General features: G+C 66.6%; 10 protein-coding genes and 1 pseudogene. All 11 read right to left on the bottom strand.

Translation table 11 applies throughout. The annotated features are described in order from the left end of the window. Window positions 1-1895: pseudogene (locus tag AB0L97_RS37590) on the bottom strand (DNA-directed RNA polymerase subunit beta); the annotation flags it as partial. A gap of 408 nt (window positions 1896-2303) precedes the next feature. Beyond that, window positions 2304-3032 (bottom strand): hypothetical protein, encoded by a 729-nt coding sequence (locus AB0L97_RS37595; protein WP_364439585.1) that lies wholly within the window; start codon window positions 3030-3032, stop codon window positions 2304-2306. Window positions 3033-3042: 10 nt separating this feature from the next. Next, window positions 3043-3783, bottom strand: a complete 741-nt coding sequence (locus tag AB0L97_RS37600) for a hypothetical protein (protein WP_364439588.1) — start codon at window positions 3781-3783, stop codon at window positions 3043-3045. A 103-nt stretch (window positions 3784-3886) separates the two neighbouring features. Further along, the gene (locus tag AB0L97_RS37605; RefSeq protein WP_355072058.1) at window positions 3887-5128 is read right to left on the bottom strand and encodes an MlaD family protein; all 1242 of its coding nucleotides are present in this window, start codon (window positions 5126-5128) and stop codon (window positions 3887-3889) included. Next, window positions 5125-6363 (bottom strand): MCE family protein, encoded by a 1239-nt coding sequence (locus tag AB0L97_RS37610; protein WP_364439591.1) that lies wholly within the window; start codon window positions 6361-6363, stop codon window positions 5125-5127. The genes AB0L97_RS37605 and AB0L97_RS37610 overlap by 4 nt, the downstream gene beginning before the upstream one ends. Further along, window positions 6360-7592: an MCE family protein gene (locus AB0L97_RS37615; RefSeq protein ID WP_356970018.1), complete on the bottom strand. Its 1233-nt coding sequence runs from the start codon at window positions 7590-7592 to the stop codon at window positions 6360-6362. Before AB0L97_RS37615 ends, AB0L97_RS37610 begins: the two co-directional genes overlap by 4 nt. 37 nt (window positions 7593-7629) lie before the next feature. Further along, entirely contained in the window at window positions 7630-8640 is a 1011-nt protein-coding gene (locus tag AB0L97_RS37620; protein WP_355072054.1) for an MCE family protein, read from the bottom strand. After that, window positions 8640-9716 (bottom strand): MCE family protein, encoded by a 1077-nt coding sequence (locus AB0L97_RS37625; protein WP_355072053.1) that lies wholly within the window; start codon window positions 9714-9716, stop codon window positions 8640-8642. Before AB0L97_RS37625 ends, AB0L97_RS37620 begins: the two co-directional genes overlap by 1 nt. Continuing rightward, window positions 9713-11062, bottom strand: a complete 1350-nt coding sequence (locus AB0L97_RS37630) for an MCE family protein (protein WP_364439596.1) — start codon at window positions 11060-11062, stop codon at window positions 9713-9715. The genes AB0L97_RS37625 and AB0L97_RS37630 overlap by 4 nt, the downstream gene beginning before the upstream one ends. Then, window positions 11059-11922: an ABC transporter permease gene (locus AB0L97_RS37635; protein WP_355072049.1), complete on the bottom strand. Its 864-nt coding sequence runs from the start codon at window positions 11920-11922 to the stop codon at window positions 11059-11061. The genes AB0L97_RS37630 and AB0L97_RS37635 overlap by 4 nt, the downstream gene beginning before the upstream one ends. A gap of 3 nt (window positions 11923-11925) precedes the next feature. Further along, window positions 11926-12720, bottom strand: coding sequence for an ABC transporter permease (locus AB0L97_RS37640; RefSeq protein ID WP_355072047.1), 795 nt, complete (start codon window positions 12718-12720; stop codon window positions 11926-11928). Between the last annotated feature and the right edge of the window lie 175 nt (window positions 12721-12895).

Genomic DNA, 12895 nt, shown 5'->3' on the forward strand with positions numbered 1-12895 from the left:
TCGTTCACCACCACGTCACCGGCGTCGACCGCGGCACGCAACTCCATACCGGTGCCGACGATCGGCGCCTCGGAACGGATCAGCGGAACCGCCTGACGCTGCATGTTCGCACCCATCAGGGCGCGGTTGGCGTCGTCGTGCTCGAGGAACGGGATCATCGCCGTCGCGACCGACACCATCTGGCGCGGCGAGACGTCCATGAAGTCGACCTCGCTAGCGGCGACGAGCTCGTTCTCCTCGTTGCCACGGCGGCACAGGACCCGATCCTCGAGGAAGCGGCCGTCCGCGCCGACCGGCGAGTTCGCCTGGGCGCGCACGTGGCGGTCCTCTTCGTCGGCGGTCAGGTAGACCACCTCGTCGGTGACCCGGCCGTCGACGACCTTGCGGTACGGGGTCTCGATGAAGCCGAACGGGTTGACCCGCGCGTACACCGACAGCGAACCGATCAGGCCGATGTTCGGGCCTTCCGGGGTCTCGATCGGGCACATGCGGCCGTAGTGCGACGGGTGGACGTCACGGACTTCCAGACCGGCGCGCTCACGGGACAGACCACCCGGGCCGAGCGCCGAGAGACGACGCTTGTGGGTCAGGCCCGACAGCGGGTTGTTCTGGTCCATGAACTGCGACAGCTGGGACGTTCCGAAGAACTCCTTGATCGCGGCGACGACCGGGCGGATGTTGATCAGGGTCTGCGGCGTGATCGCCTCGACGTCCTGAGTGGTCATCCGCTCGCGGACCACGCGCTCCATACGGGAGAGGCCGACCCGGATCTGATTCTGGATCAGCTCGCCGACGGTGCGCAGGCGGCGGTTGCCGAAGTGGTCGATGTCGTCCACTTCCACCGGGACCTCGACGCCGCCGGGGGCGGTCATGAGCTTGTCACCCGCGTGCAGGCGCACCAGGTACTCGATGGTGTTGACGATGTCTTCCTTCGTCAAGACCGAACCGACGACCTGCTCGCCCAGGTGGATGCCGAGCTTCTTGTTGACCTTGTACCGGCCCACGCGCGCCAAGTCGTAGCGCTTCTCCTTGAAGAACAGGTTCTCCAACAGGGTCTGCGCGGACTCCTTCGTCGGCGGCTCGCCCGGACGCAGCTTGCGGTAGATGTCCAGCAGCGCCTCGTCCTGACCGGCGGTGTTGTCCTTCTCCAGGGTCGACATCATGATCTCGGAGAAGCCGAAGCGCTCGACGATCTCCTCGGTGGTCCACCCCAGCGCCTTGAGCAGCACGGTGACCGGCTGGCGGCGTTTGCGGTCGATGCGCACACCCACGGTGTCGCGCTTGTCCACATCGAACTCCAGCCACGCGCCACGGCTCGGGATGACCCGCACACTGTGCAAGTCCTTCTCCGTGCCCTTGTCGACACTGTGGTCGAAATACACACCCGGCGAACGCACCAACTGCGACACCACGACCCGCTCGGTGCCGTTGATGATGAACGTGCCCTTATCGGTCATCATCGGGAAATCACCCATGAAGACCGTCTGGCTCTTGATCTCACCGGTGTTGTTGTTGATGAACTCCGCCGTCACGAACAACGGAGCCGCATACGTCATGTCCTTGTCCTTGCACTCATCGATCGAGGCCTTGACCTCTTCGAAGCGCGGATCGGAGAAGGACAGGGACATGGAGCCGGAGAAGTCCTCGATCGGAGAAAGCTCCTCGAGTACCTCCTCGAGGCCACCGACTAGGCCGACGTCGCCGCGAGCCGCCGCGCGCTCACGCCAATCCGGCGAACCGATCAGCCAAGCGAACGATTCCGTTTGTAGATCGAGAAGCCCGGGCACCTCCAAGGGTTCACGGATCTTCGCGAAAGACACCCGCAACGGGGCTCCGGGGATTCCGGCAACTGCCTTGGTCTGGGTGGAGACTGCCAAGATGCGTCCTTCCAGCACCTCATGCGCGTCGCGTGGTGGTCCGCGACCGTCGCTTGTCTGCTACGAATTCCGCTGGTTACTACCCGAACGAAACTCGAACAGGCAACAACGGAAGTAACACCGGAAGGGTGAACTTACGTGTGCAAATCGAGGTATGGACAGGAGGCAGCCAGCGCAACGTCCAAACCTACACCCAAGTACACGGGGGTGTCAAAGTACCACCCGTGTGATCGTCCGCATGGCTGCCGCGCCGGGCCGAATCCGCTGGCTGCGTCCTGACCCACGGTGCACTGGAAGCCACTGTGACAGCTGCCGCTGTTGTGAATAGCGTGACGGTTCGGGCGAAACTCGTCAAGTGGCAGGCCCGGCCGGGGCGCCGGCGAGATCGCCTGCCGCGCTGCGTCATCCCGGCCGATGTGGTAGCCGTTACTGGTCCACGATGTCGCTGGCCAGCCAGCGACCGCCCACCTTCTGCATGTGCAGGACAACCGGGCCCGAGACGCTCTGCTGCGCCACGCCGTCCTTGGTGGCGCTCACCACCAGATTGACGATCAACTCGGCGCGATCGTCGGTGAGCAATGTCACAGCAATCGGATCGGCTTTTGCATCGGCACTGGTCTGCGCCTGCTTGACCGCCGAAATAGTGGTGTCGGCGTACTTGTCCAGATCGGCGAGCATCTTCCCGGTGAGCACCTGCTTCGCGGTGTCCCGATAGCCGTCGATCTTCTTCACGTCATAGGCGTAGACGGTCCGCAGCGCGTTGTCGGCGGCCGCGCGCACCTCTTGGGTGGCCTCGTTGTCCACGTAGGCCTGATTCGACGTGTCCACGCCGGGCTGTTGCGCGGCGAGCCACGCGAAACCCCCGAGTAGGAGCGCGGCGATCAGCAGGGCCGCGCTGACACCCCAGCGCGGCCGTCCGGTCGTGCGCCGCGGACGGTCCTTGCCGCGCGAGATGATCTCGCGCCATCGAGAGGCACCCGCAGAGCTTTGTTCGGCGCGGGGGTTGTCCGATTCCGCGGCGGGCCGGGAAACGCCCGCCACACGCGGTTTGCGGGCTTGTGCGGGCCGTTCGGTGCGCGAGGACGCGGTACGGGGCGGTTCCGCGCCGGGCCTGCGCTTGGAGGTGACCCGGTTGACCGGTCGGCGAGACGTCATGGGTGTCCTCCTACGATCCCGGCTTCGGCGCGGCGGGCGGCTGGTCGGCCGCGGGCGCGGTCGGCCGCGCGGCGGGCCCGCCGCTCAGCAACACCGGCTGGCTGAGCGAGGAGATCTGCTCGGCCTTCCAGACCTCGCCGTCCTTGGCCAGGTCCACGGTCCAGGTGTAGCGGTAGTCGGCGGGCGGCTTGTCCTTGCCCTTCTCGGTGACCTGCAGCACGACCAGCGCCGACGCCTTGTCCTCCTCGCTGTTGAGCGAGGTGAGCGCGGAGCCGAGCACCTTCGAGGTCATCCCGACCCCACTCTGCTGCGCCATCTGCTCCGCCTGGTCCTTGTTCTTCGTGGCCGAGTCCAGCAACGCTCCGGTCATCGAGGACCGGGCCAGCGCCAGCGAGCCGGGCACGTCGTCCAGGTTCATCGAGGTCATGTTGAGCGCGGCTTGGCGCGCGGCGTCCAGGGCGGTGTCCCTGGCCTCGGCGCGCGGGCCGTCGGTGAACGCGGCCCGTACCCAGCCCGCGCCGAACCATGCGGCGCCGGCCAAAGCGATGACCAGCAGCACGGCCGAGCAGACGAGGACCACCCGGCTGAGCACGGACGCACCACCGGGGCGAGCGGACTCGACGCCTGCCCGATCGGTGACTTTCCGATCACCGGCGTCGGATTGCGCGGTGGGCGTTTCCGCCGCTGTCGTCACGGTGTCCGGCGCGTCCGGCGCCGCCGCATCGGACCGCTTGGTCAGATCGGCGGTCACGACAGCGCCTCGCCGTCGGTCGGCTCGGTCGCGCTCCACGGCATGCCCGTGGTTCGCTCGCTCCAGTCACTCACGCGAGACACCCTAACGTCATTGCTCCTGGTCACCGCTTCGGCGTGACCCCCAGCAGGGTCGACAACTGCACGGCCACCGGAGTCAGGTTCAGCTTTTCCGGATCGGTTTTGGGGTTGGAGTCCCAGGGCTGGACGATGGCCGGATCGGCGAGATCGGCTCGTTCGCCACCCCGGACGGCGGTCGGATTACCGAACGGCACAAGACATTTGGCGTCCTTGTTGAACGGGAACTCGTCGCGCGTGTCGTCGAAGTTCGGGTTCTGCGCCTTCATCTGTTCGAGAATCCGATGCGTGCCCTCGTAGCCCACCGTACAGGCGGGCGGATTGTTGGTCTCGAGCACCAGGCCGAAGTGACTGGTCCCGTCGCCGGGCGCGGTCGAGGAACCGCCGATCGACAGCTGCGGGAGCATCTGCAGCAACGGCTTGATCGCGTAGAACTTCGGTGAGATCGCCTGCAACAACAGCCGCAGATTGGACAAATCCTGAGTGAGCGAGCCACCGCTCTGCTCGAGCAGCGCGCCGATCTGCTCGCCCGCGTCGGTTCCGGTGCCGATGAGCCTGCGCACGTCGGGGTCGCTGGAGCGCAACTGGGCGGTGAGCTTGTCCAGGCCGTCGCTGAATTCGCGGATTTGCGCGGACTGCTCGGCCTGCGTGCCGAGGGCGACCCTGCCGTCGCGGACCAGCTGGATGGTCTGCGGCAGCGTCTGATGGAAGGTCTCGGTGAATTTGTTCAGCGAGTCGATCAGCACCTGCAGATCGTCGCCCTTGCCGTCGAACGCCTTGCCCAGTTCGCGCACCGTCGTGTTGAGCGCTGTCAGGTCCACCGAGCTGGCGAAGGTGTCCACGCTGGACACCAGTTGCTCGACCGACACCGGCAGGGTCGCCGAGGTGATCACCGAGTTGTCCCGCAGGAACGGGCCGGCGTCCGAATCGGGCTGCAGATCCACGTACTGCTCACCGATCGCGGACCGGTTGGCCACCACGGCTTTCGCCGACGCCGGGATCTTCGGTGCGCTCGAGTCGATGACGAGGTTCATCACCACGCCCTCACCGGTGAGTTCCAGCTCGCCGACCCGGCCGACCGGGACGCCGCGGTAGGTCACCTCGGCGCCTTTGTAGATGCCGCCGGTCTGCGCCGCGCGCAGCTTCACCGTGTACTGGTTGAGCCCGAACATATGGTCGAGCCGGATGTACTTGCCGCCGACGTACACGACGCCGAGCACCGCGATGACCACGAACGCGATGAGCTGCCACCGCACCAGACGCGTCATCGCGGACCACTCCCTACGCCGAGTTGCTCGAGAATCGCCCCGACCGGACCGGGCACGCCGGGCGCGGGCGGCTGCGCCATCAGCGGCGGCAGCGGCAGGATCGACACCGTAGGCCAGCCCGGACGCGGACCGTTGCCGTTGTAGTACGGGTTGGTCGGGTTCACCGGCACCGGCGGACCGACCGGCGGGATGTACACCGGATCGGGTTTGCCCACACCCAGGTTGCTGAGCGTGACGCCGATCTGCTGGTCGACCGACAACCACGTGTTCACACTGCCGCCGAAGGTGCTCTCCAGCGCCGAATCGGGGAACGGGTAGGTCGGGATCAAGGGAACCGCGGTGACCAGATCCGGCGCCGACCGGCCCAGTTCCTGCAGCGTGGGCCGCAGCGAGGTCAGGTCGCGGATCAGGTCGTCCTTCGCGGTGTTCAGCACGTCGAAGCCTGCCTCGCCGAGCCGGTCCAGCTGCGCGAGCAGGGCGACCAGTTGCGGACGCTGCTCTTCCAGGATCTTGATGCCCTTGGGCAGCTCGTCGAGGATCTTGCCGATCTGATCGGTCTGCTTGCTCACCCGGCTGCTGAGCACGTCGAGACCGTCCAGCGCCCGGGTGATGTCGTCCACCTGCTGGTTCAGGCCGTAGATCAGCGTGTTCGCCTGCTCGATCAACGAGCGCACCCGGTCCTCGCGGCCGCCGAGGGTCTTGTTCAACTCGGTGACGATCGGCTGCAACTGCGCGACGCCACCGCCGTTGAGCAGCAGCGACAGCGCGCCGAGCACTTGCTCCACCTCGGTGGCGTGCCGGGTGCGGTCGACCGGGATGACCGAGCCGTCGGCCAGCCGGGTGGACTCCGGCTCGGCGGCGGGTTTGGAGAGCTCGATGAACTTCTCGCCGAGCAGGTTCGATTGCCGGACCTCGGCCCGCGCGTTCGCGGGCAGGTTCACCGACGAGTTGACCACCGTGCGCACCGTGGCGGTCCACTGGTCCTTGCCGATGCTGATCTTCTCGACCCGGCCCACCGGCACGCCCTCGACCTTGACCGCCGACTGCGGCACGAGGTCGAGGACATCGTCGAACTGGATGTCGATGTGCATCGGATGCTCGCCCACGTCGGCGCCGCCGGGCAGGGGCACGCTGTAGATGCCGTCGGAGGCGCACGATGTGATCAGCGCGCCGGTCAGGCCGAGCGCCAGCGCCGCGCCGAAACCGCGTACGAGCGAACGGATTCGAGTGCTCATCGCGCCCCTCCCTGCGACGGCGGAAGCCGGTCCGACGGCGTGCCGGGCACGGTGCCCGGCACCGGATCGCGCTGCTGGTTCTCGCCGCTGAGGATGCCGAACGGCAGGTTCAGCGTCGGGGTCTGCACCCCGGAAGTGATCTGGTCGGTGATCTCCTTGCAGTGGTCGAGGATCGGCCGCATCTGCCTGCCGAGCGCCTCGAACTTGGGATCGCCTGGCATCAGCTTGGACAGGTCGAGCATCTTGCACACCACGCCGAACGGGTCCTGCAGTTCGGGGAAGTTCGCGCGCATGTCGAGGGTGCCCGATTCGGCGTTGTGCACGTTGATCAGGTTGCTCAACGCCAGCGGCAGGACCGGCAGCAGGGCGGCCACGTCGTTGCGCTGATCCGACAGCGTCTTGGTGAGCTGGGTCAGTTTGTCGGCGTTGCTCGCGATCAGGTCCCGGTTGTCGTCGATGAAGCGGGCGACGTCACCCAGCGCGATCGACAGCAGATTCAGTGCCGCGCCGAGATTCTGCCGCTCGTCGGCGAGAAAGGACGACAGGTCGGCCAGCTGGGTGTTGAACTGCCGGACCTGCTGGTCGTTCTGGGCCAGCATGGTGATGAAGGCCTGCAGGTTCTTGACCGTGTCGAAGATGTCGCCGCGGGCGTCCGACAGGTATCGCGCCGCCCTGGACAGCTGGGTGAGGCTGTTGGCCAGCGCCTCGCCATTGCCCGACAGGTTCGCCGCGCCGGTGCGCACCAGCTCGTTCACCGCTCCCTCGGCGTTGGCGCCGTTGGGCCCCAGTGCGTCGGAGAGTTCGGTGATGCTCTTGTACAGCTGGTCGACTTCCACCGGCGTGGCCGTGCGCTCGCGCGGAATGGTCGCGTTCCGCGCCATCTTCGGGCCGCCGGTGTAGGCCGGGGTGAGCTGGATGTAGCGATCCGACACGATGGACGGCGTGATCTGCGCGGCTCGCGCGTCCGCGGGCACGTCGTACTTGCGATCCACGCTCATCACGATCTTGACCTGATCGCCCTGCGGCTCCACCGAAGCGACCGAGCCGACCGGCACGCCGAGAATGCGCACGTCCGAGCCCTCGTAGATGCCGACCGAGCGATCGAAGTAGGCGGTGATCTTGGTCGTGGTCAGCCGGTCGAACAGCCACCACAGCACCACCGCCACCAGCACGGCCAGCACGACGACCAGCGCGATGCCGACCTTTGCGCCACGGCTGGAACCGCGCACCGCGCCGACCGGATCGCTACGCCAGTTGTCCGCCACGTCAGTTACCTCCCAAGGTGCGGATCGGCTGACGGTAGCCGGGGATTTCGGGCAGTGCGGGCGGCACCACGTTGACGATCACCGCGTCGAACCAGCGCCCGGTGCCGAGCACACTGGCGTAGAGGCTGTAGAACGGCGCCGCGAGTTCCAACGTCTTCGACACGTTCTGCTGGTTGTCGTTGAGCAGGTCGATGGCGGCGCGCAGATTCTTCAGCGCGGGCCCGATCTGCTCCTCGTTGTCGTGCACGAGCGCGCTCAGCTCCGCGGAGACCGTCTTGGCGCCCGACAGCAACTGCCTGATGGACTGCTGGCGGACGTTCAGTTCGGCGAGCAACTGGCCGCCGTTGGCGAGCAGCCGCTCGAACTGGGCGTTGCGGTCGGCGAGTATCTGCGTGGTCTGCCTGGTCGCGGCGAACAGCTTCTTCAACTCCTGATCGCGCTTGGCCAGCGTCTCCGACAGCCGGGCGACGCCGTCGATGGAGCCGCGGATCTCCGGCGGCGTCGTCTCGAAGGCGTCCGACAGCACCTGCATGCTCTTGGCCAGCTGCGTGGTGTCGATCTGATCGATGGTGCGCGCGGCGTCGGTGAACGCGTCCACCACGTCGTACGGGGAGACCGTGCGCGAGAGCGGGATCCGTGAACTGGGATCGGCCGGCTTCGAGCCTCGCGGATCGAGTGCGAGGTACTTCTGGCCGAGCAGCGTCTTGATCTGAATGGACGCGGTGGTGTCGTTGCCGATCCAGGTGTCCTTGGTGCGGAAGTCCACGAGCACCCGGTCACCGTCGAGCCGGACGTCGGACACCGACCCGACCTTGACGCCGGCCACCCGGACCTCGTTGCCCTTCTTCAGGCCCGCCGCCTCACGGAATTCCGCGGTGTACTTGGTCCCCGCGCCGATGATCGGCAGCTGATCCAGGAAGAACGCCGACACCGTCACCAACAGCACCACGGCGAGGCCGAGCGCGCCCAGGAACGCCGGGCTGCGCTTGCCGAGCAGAATGCGATCATCCATCAGCGAGCCTTCCCGTGGCAGCGCGGCGCGGCGTTGGTGTACAGCGGCTGGTTGATCGTCGGCAGTCCTGCTGGCAGGTTGAGCTGCGGCGCGTCGACGGCGCCCGGCCCGACGACGATGTCGATGCCGCACAGATAGAACTGGAACCAGGAGCCGTAACTCGCGGCGCGCCCGAGCTTCTCCATCTTGAGCGGCAGGTTGGTCAGCGCTTCGTTCACCTCGTCCTGGCGCTCGTCGAGCGTGCCGGTCAACTGGCTCAGACCCGCGATCGACCCTTGCAGGGTCGGACGCACCGGGACGAGCAGGTCGGAGGTCGCCGAGGTCAGGTTGGCCAGCGAGGTCACCGAACGGCCGATCGTGTCGCGATTGGCGTTGAGGCCGCTGATCAACGCTTCGGTGTTCACGATCAACTGATCGAACTGGTCGTCACGCTGATTGACGGTGTCCAGCACGGCGGTCAAATTGCGGGTCAGCTCACCGATCACGGCGTCCTTGTCGGCGATCTTGTTGGTCAGGTTCGCCGTGGTCGCGACGAGATCGTGGATCGTGCCCTGCTCACCCTGGAAGACCTGGATGATCTCGAAGGAGAGCTTGTTCACGTCGTCGGCGGTCAGCGTACGGAACAGCGGCCGGAAGCCGTTGAACAGCGTGGTCAGGTTCAGCGCGGGCCTGGTGTGCTCCAGCGGGATGGTGCTGCCCTTGTTCAGCTTCCGTCCCTGCTCCCCGGTCCCCTGCTCCAGCGCGATGTAGCGCTGGCCGACCAGGTTGCGGTACTTGATCGTCGCGGTGGTCGACGCGGGCAGCCAGTCCCGGTCGGTGAGGTCGAATTTCACCTCGGCCAGGCGTTTGTCGACGATCGAGACAGCGGTGACCTTGCCGACCCGCACGCCCGCGATGCGGACCTCGTCACCGGGATTGAGCGAGGTGACGTCGGTGAACCTGGCCTTGAAATGCGTGCCGCCGCCGCTGTAGTTGGCGATCGACAACGCGAGCACGGTGGTCACGAACAAGGTCACCACGACGAAGATGACCAGCTTGGTCAACGGCCCGCCCAGGCCGCGCAGTTGCTGCTTCATCGCACGCTCACCTCGCTTCCACGGAACGCGGGCGCGCCGACCCTGGTCACCCAGCCAGGCACCTGATCCGGGGCGACACCGTTGGCCGCGCCGTAGATCGCGCCGAGCGACTGCTGCTCCATGGGGGAACCGGCGATCGTCGGCATCTTGCTCGCCGGGTGGACGCCGAACTGCGGCGGCTCCAGATGACCGGTCTGCTGGTCACCCGGGTTACGACTCGGGACGGCGTAGGAGCCGTCGTTGTTCGGGCCGCCGGTGTACTGGCCGGGATCGACGCCCACCGGCATCTCGGGGATGCACCACGGCCCCCTGGTGTCCAGCCAGCGCGGTTCGTCCTGGTTGGGCAGGTATTTGCCGCGGGTGTTGGTCAGCTCGATGGTCACTCGGGAACCCGGGTTGTCGGTGCCCTTGCCGAAGATCCGGTCGATGCGCGGCTTCAGCTGCGCGAAGTTCGCCAGCGCGCAGGCGTAGTTCGGCGAGTAGTAGGCCAGCTGCTCCAGCGCGGGACGGGAGTCGGCCGCCACGTCGACGATGTTGTCGCGGTTGGCGAGCAGGAACTCGGTGGTGGTGGCCGAGGTCGGCGTCAGCGTCGCGTACAGGGCGTCGATGTCGGTGCGCCGCTGCACGATCGTGGCGTTGGTGGTGCGCAGGTTGTCCAGGGCCTGGATCAGCTGCGGCGCCGCGTCGGAGTAGGTGGCCGCCACCTCGGCGAAACTGCGCAGGTCGGCCCGCAGGTCCGGAAGCACCACGTTGACCTGCCGGAAGATGTCGTCGAGCTTGTCCAAGGTCTGGCCGAGCGCGGTGCCCTGCCCGGACAGCGCCTGGGACAGCGCGCCCAACGTGGCCGCGAGATCCTGCGGCGGGATGGCCTGGAGCAAGGGCAGCACATCGTCGAGCAATTTGCTCAACTCGATGGCGTTGCCGCTGACGTCCTGGTGCAGCGTGACGCCGTCGGTCAGATGCTGGGGGCTCGGCTGCTCCGGGATCACCAGGTCCACGTAGCGCTCGCCGAACAGCGTCTTGGGCAGCAGGCGCGCGGTCGCGTTGACGGGAATCTGCTGCGCCTTGTCCGGATTGATGGCCAGGTTCAAGGTCACCTCGCCGCCTTCGGAACTGCTCGAGCGCACCTCGCCGACCGTGATGCCACGTACCTTCACGTCCGCGTTGCGAGTCAGCGCGTTGCCCACGCTGTCGGTGATCAGATCGACGTCCACCGTCTTCACGAATTGCTTGTTGTAGATCGCGATGGTGGTCCACAGGAACAACGCGACCACGACGAAGAACGCGATCCCCAGCGCCCGAGTACGCAGCTTCGCGGTGGAGCGCCAGGTTTGAGTGCGGCTCATCCGGCCACCCGCACCGTGGTGGTGGTGCCCCAGATCGCGAGGCTGAGGAAGAAGTCGAGCACGTTCACCAGGACGATCGCGGCGCGGACCGCGCGGCCGACCGCGACGCCGACGCCCGCGGGGCCGCCGGTGGCGTGGAACCCGTAGTAGCAGTGCACCATGATGATCACGAACGCGAAGACCAGCACCTTGAGGAACGAATAGAGCACGTCCTCCGGTGGCAGGAACAAACTGAAGTAATGGTCGTAGGACCCGCTGGACTGCCCGTTGAACCAGATGCTGATCGTCCGCGACGCGATGAACGTGCCGAGCAACCCGACGATGTAGAGCGGGATCACCGCGAGGAACCCGGCGATCACGCGGCTGGTGACCAGGAACGGCACGCTGGGCACCGCCATCACCTCGAGCGCGTCGATCTCCTCGGAGATCCGCATGGCGCCGAGCTGCGCGGTGAAACCGCAACCGACCGTCGCCGAGAGCGCTAGCGCGGCGACCAGTGGCGCGATCTCACGGGTGTTGATGTAGGCGGTGAGGAAGCCGGTGAGCACCGAGCTACCGAGCGCGTCGAGGGCCTTGAAGCCCTGCAGGCCGACGACGACGCCGACGGAGCCGGACATGAACACGATGACGCCGATGGTGCCGCCGATCACCGCCAGCGCGCCGGTGCCGAAGGTGACCTCGGCGAGCAGCCGCATGACTTCCTTGCGGTAGTGCACCGCGGTCCGCGGGATCCACGCGATGGCCCGCGAGTAGAACGACATCTGCTCGCCCGCGCGATCGATGACGTTGAGCGGCATACGAGCGACTTCACCCACCCGGCGCATGGACTTGGCGACCGGGGTTCGGTATGACGTGGCCATCTGTCAGGCACCCTTGGCGGGGACGACCTGTAGGTACACCATGGTCAGGATGAGGTTCACGAAGAACAGCACCATGAACGTGATCACCACGGATTGGTTCACCGCGTCACCGACTCCTTTCGGGCCCCCCTTGGGATGCAGCCCTTTGTACGCGGCGATGACGCCGGCGAGCAGACCGAATACCGCCGCCTTGATCTCACCGATCCACAGGTCCGGCAGCTGAGCGAGGGCGGAGAACGACGCCAGGTAGGCGCCGGGAGTGCCGCCCTGCAGCAGGACGTTGAAGAAGTACCCGCCGGCGATGCCGACAACCGACACCAGTCCGTTGAGCAGCAGCGCGACCAGCATCATGCCGAGTACGCGCGGCACCACCAGCTTTCGCACCGGATCGATGCCGAGCACCTCCATCGCGTCGATCTCCTCGCGGATGGTCCGCGAGCCGAGATCGGCGGCCACCGCCGACCCGGCCGCGCCCGCGATGATCAGGGCCGTCACGACGGGAGCCGCCTGCTGGACGGTTGCCAGCACGCTGGTCGCGCCGGTGAAGGATTCCGCGCCGAGCTGCTTGATCAACGAGCCGGTCTGCAATGCCACGACCGCGCCGAACGGAATCGCGACCAGCGCGCTGGGCAGGATCGAGACACTCGCGATGAACCACGACTGCTCGATGAACTCCCGCCACTCGAAGGGGCGGCGGAAAGTCTTTCGCAAAACGTCCAGGAGCAGCGCAAAGATGTTGCCGGCCTGGGCAAACCCCGACTCCAGGGGAGTTCGCAATCGCGCCAGGGTCGAATTCACGATCGCAGATGTTACCCGTTAGTTGTGTTGTGTCGCACGGTGGTGTCGAAAGCACCACCTTGATAATTAGCCAGGTCGCCGCTGTTGTATGCCATCACCTGCGTATCGTCGTTGTCGTCAAGTGATTCACGGATCGCGACCTGCGCGGCATGCGGCAGCGTATGCATGATCTCGC

Origin of the sequence: Nocardia sp. NPDC051911 (genome assembly GCF_040681035.1) — a bacterium.
GTDB classification, from domain to species: domain Bacteria; phylum Actinomycetota; class Actinomycetes; order Mycobacteriales; family Mycobacteriaceae; genus Nocardia; species Nocardia sichangensis.

Coding starts and splice junctions, on each gene's coding strand:
- AB0L97_RS37605 (WP_355072058.1), bottom strand. CDS start 5,128: ATGACGCGTCTGGTGCGGTGGCAGCTCATCGCGTTCGTGGTCATCGCG.
- AB0L97_RS37625 (WP_355072053.1), bottom strand. CDS start 9,716: ATGAAGCAGCAACTGCGCGGCCTGGGCGGGCCGTTGACCAAGCTGGTC.
- AB0L97_RS37595 (WP_364439585.1), bottom strand. CDS start 3,032: ATGACGTCTCGCCGACCGGTCAACCGGGTCACCTCCAAGCGCAGGCCC.
- AB0L97_RS37620 (WP_355072054.1), bottom strand. CDS start 8,640: ATGGATGATCGCATTCTGCTCGGCAAGCGCAGCCCGGCGTTCCTGGGC.
- AB0L97_RS37630 (WP_364439596.1), bottom strand. CDS start 11,062: ATGAGCCGCACTCAAACCTGGCGCTCCACCGCGAAGCTGCGTACTCGG.
- AB0L97_RS37635 (WP_355072049.1), bottom strand. CDS start 11,922: ATGGCCACGTCATACCGAACCCCGGTCGCCAAGTCCATGCGCCGGGTG.
- AB0L97_RS37610 (WP_364439591.1), bottom strand. CDS start 6,363: ATGAGCACTCGAATCCGTTCGCTCGTACGCGGTTTCGGCGCGGCGCTG.